The sequence below is a fragment of the Micromonospora sp. NPDC005413 genome, from assembly GCF_040606435.1.
In the GTDB taxonomy this organism is placed as follows: domain Bacteria; phylum Actinomycetota; class Actinomycetes; order Mycobacteriales; family Micromonosporaceae; genus Micromonospora.
This window is the reverse complement of record NZ_JBEXEV010000024.1, coordinates 41336-66397: the sequence shown is the minus strand read 5'-3', so window position 1 is coordinate 66397 and position 25062 is coordinate 41336. Positions and strand designations below refer to the sequence as shown.

25 protein-coding genes are annotated in these 25062 nt (G+C 70.6%); 16 read left to right on the top strand and 9 right to left on the bottom strand.

The annotated features are described in order from the left end of the window. Positions 1–8 precede the first annotated feature (8 nt). The 4 genes from ABZS37_RS22800 to ABZS37_RS22785 form a co-directional block, all read right to left on the bottom strand. Complete coding sequence (locus ABZS37_RS22800; RefSeq protein WP_355171915.1) at positions 9–1046, bottom strand: hypothetical protein; 1038 nt, start codon at positions 1044–1046, stop codon at positions 9–11. Further along, positions 1046–1315, bottom strand: a complete 270-nt coding sequence (locus ABZS37_RS22795; protein WP_355171913.1) for a hypothetical protein — start codon at positions 1313–1315, stop codon at positions 1046–1048. The genes ABZS37_RS22800 and ABZS37_RS22795 overlap by 1 nt, the downstream gene beginning before the upstream one ends. Positions 1316–1853: 538 nt before the next feature. Beyond that, positions 1854–2408 (bottom strand): Uma2 family endonuclease, encoded by a 555-nt coding sequence (locus ABZS37_RS22790; protein WP_355171911.1) that lies wholly within the window; start codon positions 2406–2408, stop codon positions 1854–1856. A 47-nt stretch (positions 2409–2455) separates the two neighbouring features. Continuing rightward, entirely contained in the window at positions 2456–3475 is a 1020-nt protein-coding gene (locus ABZS37_RS22785) for an aldo/keto reductase (RefSeq protein WP_355171909.1), read from the bottom strand. 142 nt (positions 3476–3617) lie between these two features. Here ABZS37_RS22785 and ABZS37_RS22780 point away from each other — a divergent pair, with 142 nt between their 5' ends. The 6 genes from ABZS37_RS22780 to ABZS37_RS22755 all read left to right on the top strand — a co-directional run bounded on the left by ABZS37_RS22780 (position 3618) and on the right by ABZS37_RS22755 (position 8726). After that, on the top strand, positions 3618–4202 hold the full coding sequence (locus ABZS37_RS22780) for a TetR/AcrR family transcriptional regulator (RefSeq protein WP_355171907.1): 585 nt from the start codon (positions 3618–3620) through the stop codon (positions 4200–4202). Positions 4203–4231: 29 nt separating this feature from the next. Continuing rightward, entirely contained in the window at positions 4232–4708 is a 477-nt protein-coding gene (locus tag ABZS37_RS22775) for a GNAT family N-acetyltransferase (protein ID WP_355171905.1), read from the top strand. A gap of 9 nt (positions 4709–4717) precedes the next feature. After that, positions 4718–5197 (top strand): hypothetical protein, encoded by a 480-nt coding sequence (locus tag ABZS37_RS22770; protein WP_355171903.1) that lies wholly within the window; start codon positions 4718–4720, stop codon positions 5195–5197. 51 nt (positions 5198–5248) lie between these two features. Then, a complete protein-coding gene (locus tag ABZS37_RS22765; RefSeq protein WP_355171901.1) occupies positions 5249–6472 on the top strand; it encodes an MFS transporter in 1224 nt (407 codons plus the stop codon). Positions 6473–6514: 42 nt separating this feature from the next. Beyond that, positions 6515–7459 (top strand): RNA polymerase sigma-70 factor, encoded by a 945-nt coding sequence (locus tag ABZS37_RS22760; RefSeq protein ID WP_355171899.1) that lies wholly within the window; start codon positions 6515–6517, stop codon positions 7457–7459. An 82-nt stretch (positions 7460–7541) separates the two neighbouring features. Then, a complete protein-coding gene (locus ABZS37_RS22755) occupies positions 7542–8726 on the top strand; it encodes an FAD-dependent oxidoreductase (RefSeq protein WP_355171897.1) in 1185 nt (394 codons plus the stop codon). A gap of 182 nt (positions 8727–8908) precedes the next feature. On the opposite strand, the gene ABZS37_RS22750 is transcribed toward ABZS37_RS22755, so the two are convergent. The 3 genes from ABZS37_RS22750 to ABZS37_RS22740 form a co-directional block, all read right to left on the bottom strand. After that, positions 8909–10339: a hypothetical protein gene (locus ABZS37_RS22750; RefSeq protein WP_355171895.1), complete on the bottom strand. Its 1431-nt coding sequence runs from the start codon at positions 10337–10339 to the stop codon at positions 8909–8911. Continuing rightward, complete coding sequence (locus ABZS37_RS22745) at positions 10336–10866, bottom strand: SigE family RNA polymerase sigma factor (RefSeq protein ID WP_355171893.1); 531 nt, start codon at positions 10864–10866, stop codon at positions 10336–10338. The genes ABZS37_RS22750 and ABZS37_RS22745 overlap by 4 nt, the downstream gene beginning before the upstream one ends. Positions 10867–11270: 404 nt before the next feature. Continuing rightward, a complete protein-coding gene (locus ABZS37_RS22740; protein WP_355171891.1) occupies positions 11271–12065 on the bottom strand; it encodes a hypothetical protein in 795 nt (264 codons plus the stop codon). A gap of 217 nt (positions 12066–12282) precedes the next feature. On the opposite strand from ABZS37_RS22740, the gene ABZS37_RS22735 reads away from it, so the two are divergent. After that, positions 12283–15348: a BTAD domain-containing putative transcriptional regulator gene (locus ABZS37_RS22735; protein ID WP_355171889.1), complete on the top strand. Its 3066-nt coding sequence runs from the start codon at positions 12283–12285 to the stop codon at positions 15346–15348. A 66-nt stretch (positions 15349–15414) separates the two neighbouring features. Here ABZS37_RS22735 and ABZS37_RS22730 read toward each other — a convergent pair whose 3' ends face one another. Further along, the gene (locus ABZS37_RS22730; protein WP_355171887.1) at positions 15415–16614 is read right to left on the bottom strand and encodes a DUF418 domain-containing protein; all 1200 of its coding nucleotides are present in this window, start codon (positions 16612–16614) and stop codon (positions 15415–15417) included. 110 nt (positions 16615–16724) lie between these two features. Here ABZS37_RS22730 and ABZS37_RS22725 point away from each other — a divergent pair, with 110 nt between their 5' ends. The 6 genes from ABZS37_RS22725 to ABZS37_RS22700 all read left to right on the top strand — a co-directional run bounded on the left by ABZS37_RS22725 (position 16725) and on the right by ABZS37_RS22700 (position 21699). Then, entirely contained in the window at positions 16725–17483 is a 759-nt protein-coding gene (locus tag ABZS37_RS22725) for a TetR/AcrR family transcriptional regulator (RefSeq protein ID WP_355171885.1), read from the top strand. A 161-nt stretch (positions 17484–17644) separates the two neighbouring features. Next, positions 17645–18196, top strand: coding sequence for an RNA polymerase sigma factor (locus ABZS37_RS22720; protein WP_355171883.1), 552 nt, complete (start codon positions 17645–17647; stop codon positions 18194–18196). Further along, a complete protein-coding gene (locus ABZS37_RS22715; protein WP_355171881.1) occupies positions 18193–18999 on the top strand; it encodes a zf-HC2 domain-containing protein in 807 nt (268 codons plus the stop codon). The genes ABZS37_RS22720 and ABZS37_RS22715 overlap by 4 nt, the downstream gene beginning before the upstream one ends. Positions 19000–19010: 11 nt before the next feature. Next, the gene (locus tag ABZS37_RS22710; RefSeq protein WP_355171879.1) at positions 19011–19811 is read left to right on the top strand and encodes an ATP-binding cassette domain-containing protein; all 801 of its coding nucleotides are present in this window, start codon (positions 19011–19013) and stop codon (positions 19809–19811) included. After that, on the top strand, positions 19808–21130 hold the full coding sequence (locus tag ABZS37_RS22705; protein WP_355171877.1) for a hypothetical protein: 1323 nt from the start codon (positions 19808–19810) through the stop codon (positions 21128–21130). The genes ABZS37_RS22710 and ABZS37_RS22705 overlap by 4 nt, the downstream gene beginning before the upstream one ends. After that, positions 21127–21699: a hypothetical protein gene (locus tag ABZS37_RS22700; RefSeq protein ID WP_355171875.1), complete on the top strand. Its 573-nt coding sequence runs from the start codon at positions 21127–21129 to the stop codon at positions 21697–21699. Before ABZS37_RS22705 ends, ABZS37_RS22700 begins: the two co-directional genes overlap by 4 nt. Positions 21700–21844: 145 nt before the next feature. On the opposite strand, the gene ABZS37_RS22695 is transcribed toward ABZS37_RS22700, so the two are convergent. Next, positions 21845–22270 carry a hypothetical protein gene (locus tag ABZS37_RS22695; RefSeq protein WP_355171873.1) on the bottom strand — a complete coding sequence of 142 codons (426 nt, stop codon included), beginning with the start codon at positions 22268–22270 and terminating at the stop codon, positions 21845–21847. Positions 22271–22420: 150 nt separating this feature from the next. Here ABZS37_RS22695 and ABZS37_RS22690 point away from each other — a divergent pair, with 150 nt between their 5' ends. From ABZS37_RS22690 to ABZS37_RS22680, 3 genes are read left to right on the top strand one after another with little or no spacing between them, the layout of a single operon-like run. Further along, a complete protein-coding gene (locus ABZS37_RS22690; RefSeq protein WP_355171871.1) occupies positions 22421–23059 on the top strand; it encodes a DUF998 domain-containing protein in 639 nt (212 codons plus the stop codon). Positions 23060–23104: 45 nt separating this feature from the next. Next, positions 23105–23476, top strand: a complete 372-nt coding sequence (locus ABZS37_RS22685; RefSeq protein ID WP_355171869.1) for a YciI family protein — start codon at positions 23105–23107, stop codon at positions 23474–23476. A 43-nt stretch (positions 23477–23519) separates the two neighbouring features. Further along, positions 23520–24800, top strand: a complete 1281-nt coding sequence (locus ABZS37_RS22680; RefSeq protein WP_355171867.1) for a DUF6596 domain-containing protein — start codon at positions 23520–23522, stop codon at positions 24798–24800. Positions 24801–25062 lie beyond the last annotated feature (262 nt).

Genomic DNA, 25062 nt, shown 5'->3' with positions numbered 1-25062 from the left:
CGGCTCGATCAGACGTAGGGCCGCTTGGCGTACGCGGCGCGGAGCGCGGCCAACCCGTCCGCCTTCGGCGTCAGGGTGCCCCACCCGGAGTTGAAGTAGTTGGTCCGGGCGATCCGCGGCCCACCCTCGGCGTTGAGCTGGGCGATCGCCGCCGGCACGGTGGCGATCCAGGCGGACTGGTTCGGAATTTCGGCCGACCTGACTCCCCACTCCGCGATGATCACGGGCCGGGACAGCGCCACCGGCCCAAGGTCCGCCACCGCCCAGTCCTTGGTGCGGCGAAACCGGGCCAGCGCGGTGTGGCTGGCGTTGGTGGCGTACGCGTTCCACTGGAGGAAGTCGAGTCGGGACATCAGCGACTCCGGGTGGGTGCGCTGGAAGCAGGCCCGGTCGAAGCCGCCCAGCCCCACGGAGAAGGTCGTCCCGGCCGGCACCGTCCGGGCCTTGAACCACGTGAGGATGTAGTTCATCGCCTGCACCGCCCGAGCGTCCGACTCGGCCCAGGTGTACGCCTTGCCGTCCTCCGTGGTGCCGAACTCGTGGTCGGTGTCCAACTCCGAGGCGAGCTGGATGTTCACCCCGAAGCCGAGCGTCCGGTACTGCGCCAGCGCGCGGTGGAACAGCCCGTCGCACTGACCCTTGAGCACCTGGCCGTACCCGTACGCCCTCGGCCAGGTGGTGCCGGGTCGCTGCTGGATGGTCATCGACGGCGCCGGCACGGTGTAATTGGTGACGTCCACGGTGAAGGTCTGCGGCCCCGCGTTCGGGGCGCCGTAGTGCTTCAGCTCAAGAACCATGTTCATCTGCACCCCGGCCTTACCCAGGTTGATCAGCCAGGGCCGGTTGTAACCGGGAAAGGTGTAACCGTCGGCGAAGCTGCGGTACTGCGTCAGCGACCGGAAGCTGCCGCCGGCCATGTCGGCGGTCGGATCGGCGCCGCCGGACAGGTAGTAGCCACCGAGCACCGGCTGGCTCAGGCTGTAGTCGGCGGTGGCCGTCGCGGTGTTTCCGGCGGCGTCGCGGACCTGGGCCGTGACCCGGGGCATCACGCCACCGACCGATACACGGCCACCGAGCCGCTGTCGGAGACCCGGGTCCAGGTACGCCCGGAGTTGTCGCTGACGGTCACGGTGAGCGGGTCGATGACCGCGGTGACCTTGACCGGCGCGCTGCTGTTGCCCTGCGCGTCGGTGACCACGATGGTGACGGTCAGCGGTTTGGTGTCGGCGTCTGAGTAGGTGACGGTCAGCAGCATCTGGTCACCCGGAGCGAAGACGGATGCGTTCAAGGCTGCGGTCGCGGTGGGAGCGGCCATGTCGGGCCCTTTCTGGCTCGGTCGCCAGGGCTCGGCGCGCGGTTGAGCGACGCCGGACCCGGCGGGGTCCACAGTGCGAAAGGCCGGCGGGGCACGGGGACGGCAGGCACGGCCAGTGGGCGGCATCGCCTGACTGTCGGCGGTGCTGACGTCTCTTTCCCCGTGGGCGGAAGCACCGCTGCGGGCGCCCGCAGGGGTGTCGGTGGCAGCCACGGCCGGTCGTGCGCGTGATCGGCACGGCTTCTGTGCCGTGACCGCCGCCGCGTCGAGACCGGGCTGGGTGAGGGCGGCACCGGTGCGGACGATGTTGTCCCCGCCGGTCCGGAGGATTGGGATGTGGCCCGCCACCCGTCTACCTCCACCTGCCCCAACAGTGCTCTACCAGGGGCTTTACCGTCCAGTCCGGATCGCGACACCGCCGCTGGTGTGGCGCGGCGCGGTGGTTACTCGCAGCCGGTGCCCCGCACAGCCCTGGCCCGCGCGGTGAGCCGGATCGATACGAGAGGCCCTGTCACTAGAGACCCGTCGGCGCTGACGTTCAGTCGAGATGGTCGGCGGGGACAGTCTGGAGCAGCCAGGCCAGCGGCATCCGTGCCCGCGCCTCGTAGGTGCCGTCCCCGCTCAGCCGGTGCAGGGTGACCGTCTGGGCGCCGTCCCGGTCGACCACCCAGTATTGCGGTATCCCCGCCGACGCGTACTCGCGGACCTTGGTCACCGCGTCCATCGCCTCTGAGCCTGGCGAGACGATCTCCACGACGAGTACGACGTCGGTGACCGCTGCCCAGACGCTGCGAGTCGGCGGCTTACGCCACACACTGAGGTCTGGAATGCGGCCACCGTCACCGTCCGGTCCGGAGATGCGCACACCGGCTGCCTGGAGCACCTGCTCGGCGGGCCATCCGGCCATGATCAACCAGGCGAAGAGGCGACTGGCGATCATGGCGTGTTCCGAATCGGGCGGCGGCATGACCGACAGGACCCCCTCGGGGCTGGTCTCGTAGCGGTGACCGTTCGGATCGGCAGCGTTCATCGCCGCCACGTCGTCGAGCGTCACAACGGCGGGCATGTGCATGCCAACAGCCTCAGCGCTCATGAGCTCCATCCTAGGCGACCAGCGCCGCCGACTCGGGCAGCGCGGAATCAGCGACGTCGCTGTGCCGCGTCGAGCAGAGCGGGCGGGGTGTCGAACTTCTCGTGTGCGGCAAGGTCGATGCCGGGCGCGACGATCGCGTCGATCGCGTCGAGCACATCGGCGGTGAGGACGGTGTCCGCGGCGGCGAGCTGCGAGTGCAGGTGATCCATGGTGCGGGGGCCGATGATCGCGCTGGTCACGGCGGGGTGCGCGGTGACGAACCCGAGCGCGAGCTGGATCATGGTGAGGCCGGCCTCGTCGGCGACGGTGGCCAGCTGCTCGACAGCATCGAGCCTGGCCCGGTTTGCTGGGATGTTGATGTCGAAGCGCTCGGGCAGGATCGCTGAGCGGCTGGTGGTGATGTCCCGGCCCGCACGGACCGCGCCCGACAGCCAGCCCGAGGCCAGCGGGCTCCACGCGAGCACGCCGAGCCCGTACTGCTCGGTCACGGGCAGGACGTGGGCCTCGACCCCGCGCTGCAGGATCGAATAGCTGGGTTGCTCCGTGACGTAGCGGCTCAGGTGATTTTCCCGCGCGGCCCATTCGGCCTGCACCAGGCGGTACGCGGGGAAGGTCGAGGAGCCGAAGTAGCGGATCTTTCCCGCCCGCTGCAGATCGGTCAGAGCCGACAGCGTCTCCTCGTCGCTGGTGGTCGGGTCCCACCGGTGGATCTGGTAGAGGTCGACGTGGTCGACGCCGAGGCGGCGCAGGCTGTTGTCCAATTCGGTGACCAGCCAACGGCGCGAGCTGCCCCGATGATTGCGCTCGTCACCCATGGGCATGCCCGCCTTCGTGGCCAGCACGATGTCGTCGCGACGGCCGGCGATGGCCTTGCCCACCAACTCTTCCGACTCGCCCTGGCCGTACATGTCGGCGGTGTCGATCAGGTTGATCCCGCCCTCCAGCGCGGCGTCGACGATCGCTGTCGCCTCTTCCTGGGTGGTTCGTCCCAGTTGGCCGAAGTTCATCGCGCCCAGTACGAGGGTGCTGACCTGCACACCGGTGCGGCCCAAGGTGCGGTACTGCATGACTGTTCCTCCATGAGACGGGAGCGTGGCTTGGCTCTGGCCCACCTGCTCTGGCATGCTGGGCAAGTGGAACCGTGTTCCGCTATGAACCATACGGAACGTTGTTCCGTTTGCCAAGTGGAGTGGTGGAGGTAACGGCGCAGTGGCCGACATCGACAGCGGATCAGGGCAACCGGCCCCGCGGAAGCGAGCTGACGCCCGGCGCAACGAGGCGACACTGCTGAACGCCGCCGCCGCGGCATTCGTCACCTCCGGCGTCGACGCGCCCGTGCGCGACATCGCGGCCAGGGCCGGCGTCGGTGTCGGCACGATCTACCGCCACTTCCCGACGCGCGCCGACCTCATCGTCGCCGTCTATCGACACCAGGTCGAGGCGTGTGCGGAGGCCGGGCCGACGCTGCTGGCCACCAGCAGCACACCGCACGCCGCCCTGGCCCAATGGATCAACCTCTTCGTCGACTTCCTGGTCACGAAGCACGGCCTCGCCGAGGCGCTACAGTCCGACAACGCCGCCTTCGCGACCCTGCACGCCTACTTCCTGGACCGCCTGGTGCCCGTGTGCGCCCAACTGCTCGACGCCGCTGCCACGGCGGGCGAGATCCGCCCCGACGTGAATGCCCTGGAGTTGCTGCGTGGCGTCGGCAACCTCTGCATCGGCGCTGGCGACCCCCGCTATGACGCGCGCCGCATGGTCGGGTTCCTCATCGCGGGGCTGCGCCAACGGTAGAACCGCCTGGCAGCGATAGCTTGGTGATCATGGCGGACTGGGAGATTCGACCGGCCTCGGCGGTGGACGTCGAGGCGGTGGCCGAGTTGCGGGCTGTGGTGCTGCGGGCGGATCTGGAGCGGCTCGGGCGGTACGACGAGCAGCGGGTGCGGCAGCGCCTGCGGGACGGTTTCGCACCGGCGTACACCTGGGTTGTCGAGGTGGGCGGCGCGTTCGTCGGCTGCGTGGCGCTGCGGCCCGCCGGCGACGCCCACTGGCTGGAGCACTTCTATCTGGCCCCGCACCTGCAGGGCAGCGGCATCGGTACGGCAGTGCTGCGCGGCCTGTTGGCCCAGTGCGACCGTGACGGCACCCGAGTCCGGCTGAACGTGTTGCAGGGCAGCCCGGCACGACGGCTGTACGAACGGCACGGATTCACGCTGGAGACCGAGGACCCGGTGGACGTGTTCATGGTGCGCGAGCCGGCCCCGCTGGAGCCCCGTGAGACAGGCGTAACGTCAATGTAACGTTGACACATGACGTCGGAGCTGGCTCAGTTGGCGGACGTTCGCGCTACCCGTGCCCGCCTGGACGAGCAGGAGTTGGCGCTCATCGACCGGGCGCGCCACGACGGCGCGACGTGGGCGCAGATAGCGACAGCATTGGGCCTGGGCAGCCGGCAGGCCGCGGAGCAGCGCCGGCAGCGCCTGGTGGCGGCGCGGTGGTCGCGGCGGCAGCACCTGGACCTCCGCTTCGCACCGCGAATCGCTTCGCTGCGGACCGCCGTGGCCGACCTCAGCCGTTGGATCGCCGCAGACCAGCGGTGGGACACGCGTTTTCGTCGAGCGGCGCTCGTGCGGAGCACGGTGGACGCGGCCCTGGATGCCGCCCCGGGCTCGCTGTACGCGTTGGCCCTGCATCTCGCCACCGACCTCGCCGAAGCGGGCGAGCGGCTGCCGGCACCCGTCCGGGCTGCCGAGGCCAAGATTGACGCCGCCCTGTCAACGAATCATTGACGAACACCGACGCTATTGCCTGCCTCAGGCTCAAGCTTGAGGATCTGAGTCATGCGTCGCAACGCGGGACTGTTCGTGGTGATCTCGCTGCTGTCCGGCTTCGGCAGCAGCGCCATGTCCCTGGTGGCCGGCATCTGGATCCTGGACCTCACCGGCTCCACCGGTCTCGCGGCCCTCGCCGGGCTCTGCGTGTACGCCCCGGTCCTCGCCGGCCCGTGGCTGGGTGGCCTGCTCGACCGGGCGCCCCGGCGCCCCCTGGTCACCGCCGTCAACCTCATGTTGGCCGCCGCTCTGCTGGCACTCCTCGCGGTGCGGGGGCCAGGGCAGACATGGCTCATCTTCGTCGTCTCGTGCGCCTACGGCGTCAGCTATGTGCTGATCGACGCCGGCGAGACGGCGCTGCTGCCGTCCGCGCTGTCGCCGACGGAACTCGGCGACGTCAACGGGTGGCGCTCAAGCGCGCAGGAGGGCATGAAGCTCGTCGCTCCACTGGCCGGGGCGGGCCTCTACGCATGGCGCGGCGGTCATGCGGTCGTCGTACTCAGCGCGGCCATGCCGGTCCTGGTCGCCATTCTGTACGCGGCGGTACGTCTGCACCGGACGCCACCCGACCAGCCAACGCAGCGGCGCGGCGGCCTGCGTACCGGATTGTCCGTCCTGTTCGGACAGCGTGCGACGGGCGTGCCGGTCGTGCTCGCGGCCGTGTCGATTGCCATGTCCGGCTTCACGACTGCGGCGATCTACGCGATCGTCATCTCGGAGCTGCGCCTACCGACGACGTTTCTCGGTGTGCTGGCCAGCGCGCAGGGCGCCGGTTCCATCATCGGTGGCCTGATCGTCGGCCGGTTCATCGCCCGACGAGGTCCCGTTGCCGTCGGCATCGCCGGGACGGTGCTGTTCGCGGTCGGTTGCCTGGCACGTTGCGTGCCGTGGGTGCCGGCCACGGTGATCGGCGCGGTGGTCGCGGGCGTCGGCCTGCCCTGGACCCTGGTCGCGGCGGTGACCGCTGTGCAGACGCACACGCCGTCAGCGCTGCTGGGTCGGGTCTCCGCGACGGCCAACACCGCGATGTTCGGGCCACTCGTCGCAGCGATCCCACTCGGCTCCGCAGCCGTCCACCTCGGCGCCCGCCCGCCGCTCCTCGCCGCGGTCGCGATCTGTCTGACGGCCGTGGCCGCCACGCTCTACCGCCCGCGTCGCGTACCGGGCAGGGGGAGACCCGACCTGCCGACCCCCGCGGACGACAAAAACACCGGTGTTGACGTGATCAGTTGATGAAAAGTAGGTGCGTGCGACACGCGTGGATACTGTCGAACCATGTCGCTCCGTCCGAACGAGGTCGAGCTGTTCCAGCACGCCAGGGCTCGTCTGGAGGCGATCGCCTATCGCCTGCTGGGCTCGGCGAGCGACGCCGAGGACGCCGTCCAGGACACGTTCCTGCGCTGGCAGGCCGCCGACCGGGAGCGGGTCGAGACGCCCGAGGCGTGGCTGACGAAGGTGCTCACCAACCTGTGCCTCAACCAGCTGACCTCGGCGCGGGCCAGGCGCGAGAGCTACGTGGGCACGTGGCTGCCCGAGCCGATCCTCGCCGGAGACCGGATGCTCGGCCCGGTCGACACCGTCGAGCAGCGCGAATCGGTCTCGATAGCGGTGCTCACCCTCATGGAGCGGCTGTCGGCCAAGGAGCGGGTGGTGTACGTGCTGCGGGAGGCCTTCGGCTACTCGCACGGCGAGATCGCCGAGATCCTCGGCGTCACCGAGTCGAGCTGCCAGCAGACCTACCGGCGTGCCAAGCAGCATGTCGCCACCGACCGGGCCCGCGCGGAGGTCGACGGGGCCGCAGCGCGGAAGATCGTCGCGGAGTTCCTCACGGCGGCCAACAACGGCGAGATCCAGCGGCTGGTCGAGCTGCTGACCGACGACGTGACGAGCACCGGTGACGGCGGGGGCAAGATCCCGGCTCGGACCACGCCGGTCGTCGGCGCGCTGGCGGTGGCGAGGTTCCTGCGAGGCCTGTTCAAGCCCACCGACGCCAAGAGGAACGTGGCGGGCGGCAGCCCCGCCTTCTACGCCGAAGTCGTCAACGGCGGCCCTGCGGTGGTGGTCGTGATCGACGGCCAGGTCTTCGGCGTCATATCCCTGGAGGTGACATCGGAGGGTATCGCGGCCATCCAGAGCCAGGTAAACCCCGACAAGCTCGTACGCGCCACACGCCAGTGGGCCGCGTCCGAACATGGGGAGCCCCTCCTCCCCGTCTGGTGACCCAGGTCATAGCCGCCTCCTGTCAGGAATCGCGTCGCTGTCCGGTTCAGGAAGCGACCACCACCGAGACAGGAGTGACACCATGAAGCACCGCATCGTCGTCCTCGGGGCCGGATACGCCGGAGCCATCGCCGCCGGGCGCCTCGCCAAGCGGCTGCACCCCGGCGACACTGAGATCACCGTCGTCAACGCCGACGCAGATTTCGTCGAGCGGGTCCGCATGCACCAGGTCGCCACCGGGCAGGACCTCAAGCGCCGCCCGCTGAGCGACGTCTACGCGGGCACCGGCGTGACGGTGCGACTTGCGCGGGTCACCGCCGTCGACGCCGACCGCAGGACCGTGGCACTCCTCGACGAACACGGCACCGACCAGATCGCGTACGACACGCTCGTCTACGCCCTCGGCAGTGCGTCCGCGGACCACGGCGTCCCCGGCGTCGGTGAGCACGCGTACGACATCGCCGGCCGGCCCTCGGCGCTGCGGTTGCGCGACCGCCTCGCCCAGCTCGCGGCCGGCGCGACCGTGCTCGTCGTCGGCGGCGGCCTCACCGGCCTCGAAGCGGTCACCGAGATCGCGGAGGCCCGGCCGGACCTCGACGTCGCGCTCGCCGCACGCGGTGGCCTCGGTGACTGGCTCAACGAGAAGGCGCAGCAGCACCTACGCGGCGTCTGCGACCGGCTCGGCATCACCGTCCACGAGCACACCGACATCGCACGGGTCGACGCGACCGGAGCGGTCACCGCCGACGCCCGGGTGATCCCGGCTCAGGTCACCGTATGGACGACCGGCTTCGCCGTCCACCCCATCGCCGCCGCCACGACCCTGGCCGTCGCGGCGACCGGGCAGATCATCGTCGACGCCACCATGCGCTCGGTCTCACACCCCGACGTGTACGTGGTGGGCGACGCCGGACTCGCCGAAGGGCCCGGCGGCAAGCCACTGCGGATGTCCTGCGCCTCTGGGGTCCCGATGGCCTGGCAGGCCGCCGATGCCATCGCCGCGCGCCTGACCGGTCTGAAGATCCCCAAGACTTCGCCGCGCTACTACAACCAGTGCATCAGCCTCGGCCGCCGCGACGGCATCATCCAGTACCTGACCGCCGACGACCGGGCCAAGCCGTCCCTGCTCACGGGGAAGCTGGCGGCCCGCTACAAGGAGGCCGTCTGCAAGGGCGCGGCCTGGGGCATCTCCCACCCGGTGCTGTACCCGGTCCGCCGCCACCGCATCACCGCGACCCGAACAGAGATCGCCACCGCTATTTCGTGACGAGGTATGCGTCCAGGTACGCGGTATGGGCCAAGCCCGACTGATACGCGCGGGTGGTACCGGCCAGGGCGCCGCAGCTCAGCCATATCGGCATTGACACTCGCTGGTCGGCCGCCTCGCATCCCCAATACTGCTCGGCGTGGCCGAGCCGTCCTCGGACGACTCGGCCCGCTTTCGCTGCGTCAGGGTGTCACCCGGGTAGCTGGGCTGTCGCCAGGCAGTCCCCCTCCGTCGGTGTCGGTTTCGACCGGCGGCAACGGTGTGGTTCCGAGGACGCCGCCATCCGTGGAGTACGCGGTGAGGGTGGCCGGCTGGCCCGTCGGCACCTGGGTGGTGCCGGCGTTCGACGCGTCGAGGGTGACCGTCGCCGGGGGTGCGCCTCCGACCGTCACCGTGACACGGGCCGCGTCCGGCGGGGCGATCACCCGCACCTGACCCGTGGGCGGCCGGGTGCCGTCGTCGGCCCGGATCCGCCAGCCGATCGGTCGCTGGTCGGCGCCCTCGGCCGGCAGCAGCAGCCGCAGATCAGTCCACCATCCGGTCCGTTCGTCGCCGTGCATGGCGTAGGCGATCACTCCGCCGCCGGTCGGCTGCACGGTGAGCAGCGCGGCGGCCTGGCCGTGCTCGCTGCCCGACCACCGCACCCGTACCGTCGTACCGGCTGCCGGAAGATGGCTGTTCAGGAGTGCCGTTTGGACGAAGGTGCGGAGGTTGGCGTCGTCGAGCGGCGTACCTCGGGCCGGTCGGCGGGCGGCGGTGAGCAGGGCATCCATCTCCGGCCCGGCCGGGTCGACCGCGGCGTACGGGCCGCCGCCCAGACCGCCCTGGAAAAACACCTGGTCGCCGCGGCTGACCCGGACAACGGGTTCGCTCGAAAGGGGTTCGGAAGGCAGGACGGCGAACCCGACTCCTCCTCCGTCCGCCCTGGCGATGTTCTGGTATTCCAGGGTCCCCCTCGACGTGTACCGAGGGTCGCCACTGATCGTCACGGTGGATTCGGCCGGACCGACGACGACCGCAAATCCGGACCGGTCAGGGTAGGCCTGCATCAGCGTCATCACCGGGTCGTCGTCACCCTCGCTGTGGCCGCCGTACCGCATCTGCTGGGCAGCGGCCCCGACCGGACCCACGTACCAGACCAGTGCCTCCCTGGTCAGCAGGCCGAACCGCAACGGCACCGCGACCAGCGCCACCCGGTGGCCCGGCTGGTCACTGCCGTAGATCAGACGGATCCGGTCACGATCGCCGACCTTCCAGCCGCCCAACGGGGCATCGATTCTCACCGGCGGATCGGTGCTGATCCGCGCCCGGAGCGTGTCCAGCCAGGCCTGATCCCCGGCCAGCGCGCCCCGCGGTGACGCGTCGAGCAGCGCTGTCGGGGTGGCGGCGACCGCGATGCCAGGTGCCCATCCGGGCAGGGGAACCACGTTGGTCTGGACTCCGACGAGCGCGACCCCGACCGCGGCGGCCAGCGCCGTTCGGATTCGCCGCGTCCGCTGATGCCGTCGCTCGCGGCGGGCGAAGCCGGGCCATGGGTCCTCGGGTACGTCGACGCCGTGCGCGGCCTGCCGCAGCGCGGGACTGAGCGTCGAATTCGCGAAGCTCTCGGTCATGCCAGTTCCTCCTCGAGCCGTACCGGGGACTGAGCGGCGGGTGGGACGAACTCGCTCCGCAGCCGGGCCAACCCGCGCGACGCCTGGCTCTTCACCGAGCCGACGGAGCAGCCGAGAACCTTGGCAGTGTCCGCCTCGCTGAGATCCTCGAAGTAGCGCAGCACCAGCACCGCCTGGGTCCTGGGCGGTAACCGCCGCAACGCGGCGAGGAGCAGTTGTCGCTCCTCCACCTGCGCGTACGCGTCCCGCGTCGGCTGGCTGTCGGAGGTCAGCAGCGGCACCTCCAACGGCCGCCGCCGACGCCGCCAGGAGATCGCCGTGTTGACCATCGCCCGGCGTACGTAGACCTCCGGCGCGTCCCTGCGCAGCACCCGCCCCCAGCGCCGATGGGTCTTCTCCAACGCCGACTGCGCCAGGTCCTCGGCTGACCCCCGGTCACCGGTCAACAGGTAGGCCGTTCGGAGCAGTGATCCCCACTGCCGTTGGACGAACAGCCGGAACTGTTCGTCGTCCTCGTGCCGACTCACGCCACCTCCAGGTCGCGTCCACCTCGCGTCTACGTGCGGACGCAGAGTGAGACGCGACCGGGGGCGTCCGGGGTTGAGTCGAGGGCCGCACGCCGGACAGATCTGGGGTTGCGGGTGGCTACCCGGGCGGGGCGAATATCTGGGCACCGATCATGGTGAACGTTGACACCGCCATGATGATTGACCCGAGCGCGGTGTTGACCGTCAAGGCAAGCACCAGCCCTACCAGCGCGATGCAGGCACCGACGACGAATATGGCTCGCTGCCTCCGAGTCATCCGGAACCACGTCCGTGCGCTCAACTCCTCAGCCGCGACAGCTTTCCACCGAGGACCTTGCCTCTGATCACCCACGGCCCGGCCGGATGACGGCGGACGCGGCAAAGGCCCGCCGCCACCGACGTCGCTAGCCGGTGTACTTGCCGTTGCGGGTGTCCCCCGCCGCGCCGTCGTAGACCACCTTGCGGTAGCGGTGCACCGAGCCCTTCTTGACCGCCTGCCAGTGGAAGGACGCCACCTCGTAGTCGTGGTGCTTGTAGTAGTCACCGAACGACTTGTAGTAGATCCGGTGCCGCGCGTACCCGCCGCAGTTGGCGAGGTAGCTGTAGGAGTACATCTTCATCCCGCCGTAGCTGGACGAGTAGTAGGTCTTCGCCGGGTGCCACACCGAACCCGGATTCGGATATCCGGGTAGCTCGGCCCAGTTGTACGAGTTCCAGTACAGGTCCCAGCACGTCATCACCGCTGCGGTGGACATTCCACCCGCCGTCGGCACGGCGAGATCGTCGGCGACGACCAGGGACGTGGCGATGGTCCGGTAGGCCAGTTCCGGCGGGGTCGGCGTGCCGGCCGGCGGTTCCGACAGCAGCGCCCGCGGGACGGGCACGGACCTGGGCGTGAGGGTCAGATAGGTCGCCAGCATGCTCTGCTTCTCGTCGTACGCCAGGGGCGCGTTGCGGCCCATCTCTCCGTCCTGACGGAGGCCCCAGTCGCCGGATTCCTCATCGCGGGAGAACACCACCCGCACACCGTTCTGGTAGCCCAACCGCGCCAACTCGATCTCGCGGTCGACGGGCTCGTCGTCGTACACCCCTGAACTCGACCCACCGGCGGCGCTGACCGGCGCGGCATTCCACGCGGTCAGCGGCGGCAGGACGACCAGCACTGCGAGCAGTGCGCGTCCCGACAGCACTCGTGCCATCACAACTCCTCATCCGATCGATCACGAAACGCGGACCCGGACGGTTCGCGCCTCTGCGTGCCTTCTCCGGGACATCCTTCGAGGCGAGGTTCAGAGCGTCGTCAAGGTGGCGTCAAATACGCCGGGATTCGGTGTCGTAACGGCGACGCTCGCGTACGCGCGGCCGCCAGCGCAGCGCCCAATGAAACATGGACCAGCTTCGACTGGAAGGCACCGGATGAACGCCACGGCGGATCGGGATTGGAGCCGGCGGTGCACCGTCGTGGTCGCCGCCGCCGGGTACGGCAAGACGTTCGCCGTGCGAGGCTGGTTGGGCGACCGCTCGGTGCGTTGGTGCGACGGGCCGGACGTCGCGGCGCTGGCGACGGCCGGGCCGGAATGGCTTGCCACCCTCGGCGCCCGGTCCGCGACGGACCTGCCCGCCGACGAACCGAGCTGGCTCATCCTCGACGACGTTCCGCGGCTCTCCCGCCGCCGGCTACAAACATTGCTGGACACGCTGGAACGCCTTCCCCCGCAGCTCAGGGTCGTCCTGGTGACCCGCCACCCGCCAACGCTCTCCCGGCGGCAGTCGGGGCTGCTCGCCGTGCACGGTCCGACGGATCTCACGCTCTCGCCCGACCAGGTGGCGTCCGTACTCGCCGCGGACCACGGCCTGACCGACCCGGCACTGGCGACCCGGATCCACACCGCGACCGGTGGCTGGCCGGCGCTGGTAAGCCTGGCCGCGCGGACGGCGGCTGCCACCGGCACGGACTGGGACAACCCGGCCGAGCCGGGGACACCACTGGAGTCCTTTCTGGTGCGGGAGGTGTTCGCGGAGCTGCCGCCCGAAGTCCACCGGCTGCTGCGGGACGCGGCGCACCTCGACCCGTTACACCCCGATCTGTGCCGTGTCCTCGGGCACCGACACGGGGGGCACCGGCTGGACCAACTGGTCCGCACCGGCATTCTCGTCCCGGTGACCACGGGCGGGCACGGCTACCGGATGGTGCCGGTCGTCGCCAGCGTCGCCCGCCGGCGTTTCCCGTTGGTCCCGGCGGCGGCACAACGCCTGCACACCAGAGCGGCGGCGTGGTACGTCGAGCACGGGCTCCTCGGCCCGGCCCTTCGGTCGTACGGGAAATCCGGCGTCACCGAGGCGGCGGCGCGGATCCTCCTCGACCACGGCGCGGAGCTGCTCGCCTCGGGCGGGGCCGAGGCCGTCGTCGACGCCTTCCAGTCCCTGCCCGACCATGCCCGAACCGACGGCCTGCGGCTGCTGTACGGGGAGGCGCTACAGATGCGCGGCGACTTCGACACCGCACTCGCCGTGTACGCCGCGCTGGCCGACCGTCAGGAGTCCCTCGCGGCGGGGCTCGCCTGGCGGTACGGCCTCGTGCACTATCTGCGCGGCGAGCCGCAGTCCGCTCTGGAGGTCCTCCAGCGCGGTGTGCTCGACGCCTACCCGTCCATCGACAACGCCCGACTGCTCGCCTGGACCGCGTCGGCACAGTGGACGACCGGGGACGCCGAGGCGTGCCGGGACAACGCCGAACGGGCTTTCGCCGCAGCGACAGCGGTCGGGGGTGACGCCGCACTCGCCGCCGCGCACACCGCGCTCGCCCTCGACGCCAAGCTGCGCGGTGATCGACCGGCGGCCGACGAGCATCACGAGAAGGCCCTGCGGGCCGCCGAGGCGGCGCGCGACACCGTCCAGGTGACCCGCATCCGCGCCAACCGCGCGTCCGCCCTGGTGGGCGAGGGCCGATACCTCGAAGCGCTGGCCGAGGTGCGACCCGCCGTGGAGTTGGCCCAGGCCAACGGACATGCCGCGATGCTCGCGTTGGCGCTCTGCAACGAGGGCTCGGCCTATTTCCGCCTCGGTCAGCTCGCCGAGGCCACCGCGTGTTACGAACGCGCCGTACCGCTCCTGCAGCGCATGGGGTCCCGCAAGGTGGCGTACCCCTTGGTGGGTATCGGCGATATCCACGCGCTGCGGGGCCGCACCAATCTGGCTCGCGCAGCGTACGAGGAGGCGCTGCGCGCCAGCGAACCCGTCAACGATCTTCAGATCCAGGTGCCCGCGCTCGCCGGACTGGCCCGCGTTCTGGCCGCCGAGGACGGCGCCACGGCGTTCGCCCTGGCACAACGCGCCGTCGAACTGGAACGCGGCCCGGACTCGGCGACCGCCCGGCTCGCGCTCGGCTGGGTGGCACTGCAGATCGGCGACCACAGGCGGGCCGCCGAGGTGGCGCGGACGGCGTCCGCCGCCGCCCGGCTGCATCGTGACCGTGCGGCGCTCGCCGAGGCGTTGGAGCTTCGCGGGGCTGCCGCCACCGACTTCGACGACACCCGCGACGCCTGGCGGGAGGCAGCGGCGACGCTGCGCGACATCAGGTCGGCCGTGGCCGCGGACCGACTCGTTGTGCTGCTCAGCCGGCTGCCCGGCGCGGATCCGCAGGAGCGCGTCAACGCCCAACTGGCCGCGGAGCGGCTGACGGGTGCCGGCGTGCCACCGCCGACGCTCAGCCGGCAGGGCCCGCGCTGCGTCGCACAGGTCACCGTCCGCACCCTCGGACGCTTCGAGGTGTTCGTAGAAGGCTCGCAGGTGCTGGCCACGGCATGGCAGTCACGTAAGGCACGGGATCTGCTCCGGATCCTCGCCGCCCGGCGTGGTCGCGCGGTCCCCCGGGAACAACTCGGCGAGATGCTCTGGCCCGCCCAGGACCCGGACCGGGTCGGTCACCGGTTGTCCGTGGCCCTGTCCACCCTCCGCGGAGTGCTCGATCCGGAGCGCCGTACGTCGACCGACCACTTCATCATCGCCGCGCACCCCAGTCTGGCGCTCGACGTCGGTCACCTTGAGCTCGATGTCGAGGAGTTCCTCACCGAAGCGGCACACGGCTTCCGGCTGGCCGAGCACGGTGAGACCGATGACGCGCGCGCCACGCTCCTCCTCGCCGAACAGCGCTACCGGGGAGATTTCCTGGAGGACGAGCCGTACGACGACTGGTCCCGACCGACACGCGAGGAGGCCCGTCGGGTCTACCTGCGCGTGATACGCACGCTGGCCTCGCTGGCACACGGTGCCCGCGAGATCGACGAGACCATCCGCCACCTCGGCCGCGCTCTCGAACTGGAGCCCTACGACGAGGGCGTGCACGGCGAGTTCATCGGAACGCTGACGGCTGCGGGGCGGCACGGCGAGGCCGCACAGGCGTATCGGCGCTACGTGGACGCCATGTGCTCCATCGGTGTACCGGCTCAGGCGCGAGGCGAACTGTGCGGCGCACAGCCGTGATGGTGGACCGAACCCATCCGACTCCGACTTTCGGGCGGCGAGCCAGGTTGCCCACACCCGCGCCGACTACCCCCGAGGCCCGTAGGTCAGGCGGCGCAGGGCGATCTCGGCGGGACCGGCCTGCTTGCGCCTGTCGAGCAGGCGGGCAATCAGAACGGAGACAAGCCAGACGGCCACCGCGATGATCAAGCCGGTCACGGTGGGGCTGCTGAAACGGTCACCGAGGGCGAGCGTGAAGGGTGCCAGGAGGATCAGCCAGGCCATCGACTGGAACAGGTACCCCGACAGGGAGCGCTGGCCCAGGGCCGAGAGCCCACCAATGACGGGGCCGGGCCGGGTGACCCGCAGGGCGATCAGGCCGAAGATGGCCACGTAGCCCGGTCCGGCGAACATGCCGCTGCCGCCGTGGAGCAGAAGCATCAGACCGGTGGTCGAGTCGTCGACGTGCAGCCATCCGGCGCTGACCAGGGCAGCCGGGAGACCTCCGACGATGGCGACGCCGAGTCCACAGACGGCCGTCCACGTGAGCAGGGTCTTGTGGCGAGCCGGCTCTTCGAGGATGCGGCGGCGGGCGGCCCACATACCCAGCCAGGCGATGATGATGAAGGGCACGACAGTCACGGTGTGCATCGGCCATTCACTGAGACGATCCAGCATGGACGCGAAATAGTCGGGCGCGGCAAGGGAGTCGACGTGGCCCGACGGCAGCGGGGCCGACCCGTCCGAACCTCCGAGGAGGCGGCTCACCAGGATGGCGCCGACGACCAGGATCTCGACGGCCGACAGCGCCCAGAGCACCAGCGCGATCCGGTGGAACTTGTCGCCGCGGCGCAGCAGCACCAGGGTCATCACGATCCCGACGATCCCGTACGCGCCGAGGAAGTCGCCGTAGTACAGCAGGGTGGCGTGCGCGAATCCGAAGACGACGAGCCAGACGTTGCGGCGCAACAGCACCGAGCGGACCTGCTTCGGCGTAGCGCCGGAGGCATCCTGACGGCGAGCGAGCTGGACGATTCCGTAGCCGAACATCACGGCGAACACCGGATAGCCCCGGGCGTGGACGAGTTCGAAGAGCAGGAAGTTCAGGCCCCGGTCAGCGCCTTCCGGCGTGGTGTCCAGGCCGGGCTCGCCAGCGAAGACGACCCCGGCGACGTTGGCCAACGCGATGATCAGCAGCATCGATCCTCGGGCCAGATCCGGCGCGAGGGCGCGTTCGGCGTGCCGCACCGGCCCTCCCGATGTCCGCGGTGCGGTGTCAATGCTCACGTCCGTCCCCTCCTCAAGAACCAAGCTTTAGTTTCTTCGACAAAGTATCACAAGCAAACTAATGCGATCTGGCATGATGGGGACCCCCTTTCCGGACGAACGAGGGAGCCATGACCAGCGAGGACTTCGTTCCGGCGCCGCTGCGCCGACTGTGGAGGATGTCGGAGCCCTCGCGTCTCGGGCGGCCCGCGGCCCTCGACGTCAACCTGGTCATCGCCGCGGCGGTAGAGATCGCCGACCGCGACGGACTCGGCGGCGTGACACTCCCCAACGTCGCCAAGAGCCTCGGCGTCACGGGAATGTCGCTCTACCGGCACATCGGATCCAAGGACGAGCTGCTCACGCTCATGGCCGACGCCGCGTTGGGCGCGCCGCCGGACTTGAGCACCGACGACTGGCGCGAAGGGCTGCGTAGCTGGGGCTTCGCCCAGCGCGCGGCGCTTCAGCGCCGGCCGTGGCTGACGCGCGTGCCCACCGCCGCGCCGCCCTCCGGGCCGACCCAGATCGCGTGGATGGAGGCCGCGCTGACGATCATGTCCCGCACCCGCCTCGACTGGGCACACAAGGTCGGTGTCCTATCGCTGATCAGCGGCTATGTGGTCCAGTCGGTGCGGCAACACAGCGAGCTCACCGAGGGCAGGGCCGAGGGCCAGGGGCAGGCCGACGCCGAACGCGACTACGGCCGCGCCCTGGCGCGACTCGTCCAGCCCGAGCGCTTCCCCGAGACCGCGCGGCTGTTCTCCTCGGCGCTGTTCGAGGCGCCGCCGTCGGACACACCCGACGCGACGATCGCCGATGCGGACTTCGCACTCGGGCTGGAACTGATCCTCGACGGCGTCGCCGTCCGGATCCAACACTCCGACTCCTGACGCACGTTCCGACTCCTGTTGGCCCAACAAATCCACCCAGCAGGCGTTCACGCCAAGCGGGCACGGCAGGACCACCTGACGGCGTGTGGCTGATCCACAGAAGTGGCGGCGATCACATCATCGCGGGACCCGATCACGCGAAAGCCGTCGTCTTACCCCATGTGAGACGAAGCCTGGATGCGGCCGACGAGCAGGAGCTCGTGCGTCGCGTGGCCCACGGCGACCGGCGGGCCTTCGACGAGCTCTACCGGCGTACGGCGCCGTGGCTGGAGGTGCGGCTGCGCCGCCGGTGCGCGGACCCGGACGTGGTCGCCGACGTGCTCCAGGAGACCTACCTGGCGGTCTGGCGGGCGGCCGGCAGCTTCGCCGGCGACCACGTCAAGGGCAGCGCCGTCGGCTGGCTGTGGACCATCGCCGCGCATCGCCTGGTCGACGCGTTCCGGCGTCGCGCCCGGCAGGCCCAGATGCCGCAGGTACACCCGACCGACACCGTGGCGCCCGCCGCCGAGGACGAGGTGCTGGCCGGCCGGGTCGGGCAGGAGCTCGAACAGGCCCTCGCCGTCCTGCCGCCCCAGGTCCGGGCGGTGTTGCGCGCCACCGTCCTCGACGGCTTCTCCATCCGCGAGACGTCCGTGCTGCTGGGCGTGCCCGAGAACACCGTCAAGTCCCGGGTCCGCCGCGCCCGGGTCGCCCTGCGGGAGGCACTGTCATGACCACCCATCCCACCCCGAACGAGATCGACTGCTACGCCGACGGCACCCCCGGCCTGGACGAGGCGACCGTCTGGTCGATCGAGGTGCATCTGGAGAGCTGCGCCGACTGCCGCGCACGCCTGGCCGGCAGCACCACGGCCGTATCGCGCGCCCTGATCGCCGACGTCGCGTTCGCCGTCGACCGCGAGATCGCCGCCGGCCCCGCCCCAAGATCCAAGGCCTTCTTCCGTACGACGGTGCGGCAGCGCTGGTTCGTGGCGGCGCTGCTCCCCTGGGTCGCCATGACCGCCGCCGTGCTCGGCACCGCGGCCCTGCTCACCCACTTCCTGCCCGAGCTGCCGTCGATCGTGTTGCTGCTCGCGCCCCTGGCACCACTGCCCGGGGTCGCGGCCGCCTGGAGCAGACGCACCAACCCGGCCTGGGAGCTGATCGCCGGCACCCCCTCGGCCGGTCTGACGATGCTGCTGCGGCGCACCGCCGTGGTGCTGGTCCTCGTCATCCCGGTGCTCGCCGTGTTCGCCTCCCTCGGTGCGAGCCGGGCGAACCCCGCGCTGATGCTGCTGCCGTGCCTGGCCTTCACCGCCGCAACGCTGCTGCTCGGCTCCCTCGTCGGCGTCCACCGCGCCTCGATCGGCCTGATGGCGGCCTGGGCCGCCGCCGTGGTCGCCCCCAGCCTCGCCACCGCCGAACTGCCCGTGCTGCTCACGCCCGCTGCCACCGGCGGGTGGGCCATCCTCACGGTCGTGCTGGCCGCCCTGACCCTCCTGCGCGCCAGCAGTTTCCGGCGCCTCACCTCGTTCTGAAAGGAACCACCATGCGAGCGGTGAGTACGGCCGAAACGGCCCCCACCACCCACCCCTGGGCCATTCACGCCGAAGCGCTGAAGGTGCGCGCCGGACGCCACCTGGCCGTCGACGGGCTCGACCTGAGCCTGGCCACCGGCGTCCACGGCCTGCTGGGGCCCAACGGCGCGGGCAAGACCACGCTGATGCGCGCCCTCGCGACGGTGGTCAAGCCGTCCGGCGGCCGGCTGACCCTGCTCGGCAGCCCGGTCGACGGCCGCGCCGATCTGCGGCCGGCCCGGCGAGCGCTGGGCTACCTGCCGCAGCACTTCGGCTACTACCCGCGGTTCACCGTGCGCGAGTTCGTGGCGTACATGGCCTGGTTGAAGGAGATGCCGAAGGCCAGCATCCCGGCGGCCACGCAGCGCGCGATCGACCGCGTGGGGCTCAGCGCCAAGGCCGACGCTCGGCTCCGGACACTCTCCGGCGGCATGCTGCGCCGCGCCGGCGTCGCCCAGGCCATCGTGAACGACCCGCAGGTGCTGCTGATGGACGAGCCGACCGTCGGCCTCGATCCCGAGCAGCGCCTCGACCTGCGCGAACTGCTGCGCGACCTGGGGACGGACGCCTGCGTGCTGGTCTCCACCCACCTGGTCGAGGACGTGGTCGCCGCCTGCACCGAGGTGGTGCTGGTCAACGAGGGCCGGCTGGTGTGGCAGGGCACGCCTGCCGCGCTGGTCGCGCACGGCGACGACAGCCACGCGGGCGACAGCCCCGCCGAACGCGGCTACTCGGCTCTGCTGCGCCGTCACCGCGCGGAGGCCGCCCGATGAGCATCCTCCGGATCGAACTGCGTCGCTCCGCTGCGGCCGGCGCCGCCCTGCTCGCGTTGGTGGTCGGCGTCGCCGCCCTCTACATCGACCCGGGACGCTGGTCGGAGGGCTGGATGCCCCTCGTGCTGACCACGAAGGAATACACGATCCTGCTGTGGCCGCTCGCCCTGGCCGCCGGAGCGTGGCAGGGTCGCCGCGAACACCGGGCCAAGGTCGGCGAACTGTTCGACACCACACCCCGTTCACCCGCCCGCCGGATGCTGCCCGTCCTCGTCGCGATGGGGGCCACTCTCGGGCTCGCCTATCTGCTCGTGGTCGTCGCGGGCGGCGTACGGATCGCCTCGACCGCCGCCTACTTCCCGCCGGACGTCGTCCTCATCGTGCTGGTCGGTGCCCTCTCCCTGGTCGCGGCGGCCTGGCTCGGCCTGGGCATCGGGCGGCTGTTGCCCGCACTGGTGACCGCTCCCGCGCTCGCCGTGTCCGGCGTGCTGCTGGTCTTCTTCACCGCGATCATGCGACCGGACTGGTTGGGCGCGGTGCTCTCCCCGGTCTACGGCAGCAGCCGGTTCTACTCATTCCAGACCATCGACGCCCGGGTGACCGGCGCGCTCGCGATCTGGATGGGCGCGCTCGCACTGACCGGCGTGGTGCTGCTGGTCGCCCGGAGCCCACTCGCTCGGGTGGCCGCCGTTCTGCCGGCGCTGCTCGGCCTCACGGCCGCGGCGGTGATCGTCCCCCGCGACGAAACCTCCCTCATCGCGCCGATCGACCCGGTCGCCCGCGAACTCGTCTGCACCGACGACGCGCCGAAGGTCTGCGTCACCCGGGTCAACGCGAACGTGCTGGACACGCTGACCCCACTCGCCCGCGAGGGGCTGGCCGTCCTCGCGAAGCTGCCGGGCACGCCGACGCAGGTGCACGAGGACAGACGGTCCTACGCCGTCCCCATGGAAATGCCCGCCCGCGACGACGACATCCTCGTGATCACCGTACGGATCGACGACCGCGGCGGCCTTGCCCATCCGGCCGCCGTCGTGCCCGAGATCGTCCTCAGCCTGGGCGTCAACGGCACCGGAGAGTGCCCGCGCAACGGCGTCGTCGAACGGGCAGCCGCCTACTACCTGCTCGACCGCGAGCCGGTCTCCGACGTCGACGTGATCCCCGAAATGATCTCCGAAGATCCTGAGATCAACGCCGAGGCTGTCGCGCTCTGGCAGGGCCTGCGAAAGCTGCCGCCGTCGGAGGCGCTGTCCCGCGTGGCGGCAGTGCGCGCGGCGGTCCTGGCCTGCCAGGACACCACCGGACTGCTGTCGCGATGACCCTTCATCTGCGCGCGCGGCGCGTACCCCTGGCCCTGGCCGCCTCGGTCGGCGCCGCAGCCCTGATCTGGGCCCTGTGGCTGGCCTTCTCCGACGAACGCGACCCCATTGCGCTGCTCGTCGTGCTGACGGTCGTACTGATGGTGGCGGTCCTGTCGACCACGCTGGCCGCCCCGGACGAAGACCTGGAGCGCACGGCCTCGTTACGGTGGCCCTGGCGTCGGGCCCTGCACCTGCTTGCCGCGCTGGCGCTCGTCCTCGCCGTGCTGCTCGCCACCCTGCCCACCGGCGCCCGTTTCGGCCCGGCCGCGCTGGTGCTCCGCGACGCCGCCGGCCTGCTGGGTCTGACCGCCCTGTGCGCGACAGTCGTCGGCGCGGCCCGCGCCTGGTTCCTCCCTCTGGGCTGGACGGTCGTCGCCGCCATGTTCCCCCAGTCGGGCACGTGGGGTGCCCTCGCCACGTGGCAGGGCCAGCCCCACAACAGCTGGCCGGCGGCGGTGGTCGCCGCCGTCCTGGCGGTCACGGGCCTGCTGACGTACGCCTTCCTCGGAGCCGCCCGGCGCGAGTGAACTCGGCGTCGAAAGCGTCGTTCGGGGAGACGGGCACCTCCGTCGGGCCAGGTCCTGCGGTGGGAGGGAGCGGCCGGAGCGCGGTGACTCCTCTGTGCGAGGAACACCGACTCCGGCAGCTCATCGTCGGGGTGACGCTCCGAGGTCAGATCCGCGTCATGGTGGAGGCGTATCCGCCGCCGCCGGGGTAGATCCATTCGCCGGTGACCGTGGTGTCGTCAGCGCTGAACGTGCCCTCGTAGTAGGCCGGGCTGCCCTTCGCGCCGGCCCAGATGGTCAGCTTGTCGCCGACGAGTTCGTAGACGTAGTCGAAGGTGTTACCGGCCGCGTCGTAGAAACGCGACACCACGTCCGCACCGACCGGCTCACCGAACGGGTGCAGGTGGCCGATGACCTCCATACCGGTGACAGGCTGGTTGAACTGGCTGAGCTGCACGTGCTGGAGCAGAAAGAAGCGGCCGGTCATCCACTCGTATCGCACGGTTCCCTCGGCGCCGCCGGTCACCTTCCAGGTACCGACCAGACGGTCCAGGGTGGTCAGTTCGACGCTCGGCTGTGGGTTCTCAGACATCGTGTCCTCCTCGTTGGGTGCTTGCCGGTACCTCGGAGAAAGCACTCCCGCTTTGACAAGCGGCTGCCGTGACCCAGGTCACAAGCGTGGCGTTGTCAAAGTTCTCGGTGCGGCCACGAGGTACCGGCAGAGCCCCTCAAGGAGGAAGTCATGACCACCATCGCCGTCACCGTTCCCGTCCGCCGCTCGTCCGACCGACTGCTCCTCGCCGGCGCCCTCGCCGGGCCGGTCTTCTTCGCCTCGGCAGTCACGCAGATGCTCACCCGTGAGGGCTACGACATCACCCGGCACCCGATCAGTCAGCTGGCCACCGGCAGGCTCGGCTGGATCCAGATCACCACGTTCGTGCTCGCTGGCCTCGGCGGGCTGGCGCTCGCCGTCGGTGCCCGGCGCACCCTCACCGACGGCATCGGCCGGCGAGCGGTGCCGATCTTCGTCGGGGTCTTCGGCGCCGGGCTCGTCGCGGCCGGCGTGTTCACGATGGATCCGGAGTACGGCTTCCCGGCCGGCACGCCGGAGGGTCCGGTCGGCGAGATGTCCTGGCACAGCATCGTGCACTCGGCTGCGGCGGCCGTCGCCTTCACCGCGCTGGCCATCGCCGCGATCGTGCTCACCGTCCGCCACGCCCGTCGTCGGGCACTGCTGCCGGCCGTGCTGAACGGTGTCGCCGCGCTCATCCTGCTGTTGCCCATGTCGCCGAGCCGCATGAGCATCCAGATCGCCGTGAACGGCCTGGTCGCGTTCACCTGGACGACAGTCCTCGCCATCTCGCTGCGCCGCGTGTCCTGACCAGCGGCTTAGCATATTCACATCGACCCAACCGCTAGGGAGACGATGAAGTATCTGCTGCTCAGCTACACGCCAGCCGCCGCCTGGGACGCCGCGACCGCCGACACGCCGTCGGAGGAAGCGCTGGCCGCGTTCGCCGCTTACCAGCGCTTCGAACAGGAGTTGGTCGAGACCGGCGAGTTCGTCACCAGCGAGGGCCTCGGCCACCCTGCCGTCAGCACCACGATCCGCAAGGGCCCGTCCGGAGTAGTGGCGACCGACGGCCCGTTCATCGAGCTCAAGGAAGTCCTGGCCAGCTTCGCGGTGATCGACGTGAGCAGCCATGAGCGCGCCGTCGAGATCGTCTCGCGGATGGTCGCCGCGCTGGGCGAGCCGATGGAGATCCGGCCAATCATGGGCGAGGGCTTCGTCGCATGAAGCGCCCCCGCGACGTCGCAGGTCGCCGAGCGACGGATTGCCCGTGACCCCGAATGTCGAGCACCTGCTGCGCACCGAGGCGCCGCAGGTGCTCGGCGCGCTGGTGCGGCGCTTCGGCCACTTCGACATCGCCGAGGGGGCCGTCCAGGAAGCACTGCTCGTCGCCAGTGGGACCTGGACGGCCGACGGCGTCCCGGATAACCCGCGGAGCTGGCTGATCCGGGTCGGGTACCGGCGAATGATCGACCTGCTCCGGACCGAACAGGCCCGACACCGCCGCGAGCGGCACGCCGGCATGAGCGAGCTGGCGATGCAGGATCCAACCCGACGGGTACGCCCGGCGCCGGAGACCGACGAAAGCCTCACCCTTCTGCTCCTGTGCTGTCACCCCGCGCTGAGTCCCACCTCTCAGGTCGCGCTCACGCTGCGCGCGGTCGGCGGGCTCACGACCAGGGAGATCGCGCACGCCTACGGGATGGCCGAGAACACCATGGGCGCCCGGATCAGCCGCGCCAAGCAGCAACTGGCCCGCGCCGGCGCCCGGTTCATCCCGCCTACCAACGCCGACCGCGACAGTCGGATGAAGGCCGTCATGCAGGTGCTGTACCTGATCTTCAACGAGGGCTACACCGCCTCCACCGGCGACGAACTCGTCCGCGTCGACCTGACCCGTGAGGCCATCCGGCTGACCCGCATGCTCCGCGACTCTCTCCCGGGCGACCCCGAGGTGACCGGGTTGCTCGCCCTGATGCTGCTGACCGAGTCGCGGCGCGCTGCCCGGACCGACAGCGACGAACTGGTGCCGCTGGACGAACAGGACCGGACACTGTGGGATCCCGAGCTGATCCGCGAGGGCACCGAGCTGATCGACAGCGCCTGGCGGCGGCGTGAGGTCGGCGCGTACCAGCTACAGGCGGCGATCGCCGCCGTGCACACCGCTGCCGCGTCGCCGGACCGGACGGACTGGCCACAGATCGCGGCACTGTACCTGGGACTCGAGCGGCTCAGTCCGACCGCGCCGATACGGCTGAGCAGGGTTGTCGCGGTCGCACACGCGTACGGGCCGGACCGGGGGCTTGCCCTGCTCGACGACCTCAACCGGCGCTACCACCTGGACGAGGAACCGCTGACCCGGCAACGGGAACGCGCCGTCCGCGCACATCTGCTGGAGATGACCGGTGACACGGGCTGCGCGGCCTCGCAATACCGCGAGGCGACCGCACTGACAAAGAACCGGGTCGAACAGCGGTATCTACAGAGTCGGGCGGATCGCCTCGACTCACCGATCGTCGGCCCATACAGCACCGTTGGCGAAACTCAGTAGTCAGCATCGGCCTTCATCGGGAAGCTGCCGGGATGGAACCGACACAGACGGCGCTCATCGTGCCGATACCCGAGGCCGAGGCCGGTTTCGGGAATCCCTCGACCCGGCTGCTTCATCACCTTCAGCCCGCAGCAGGAGCAGGTCGTCGTCCGCATGCAACTTCCCGGCCGCCACGCCGTACCCACCGTACGCGGATACAAGTACGTCCAGACCCGCGACGAGATCCAGCCGGTTCCACGACCCGCAAAAGAGACCGGCGAGC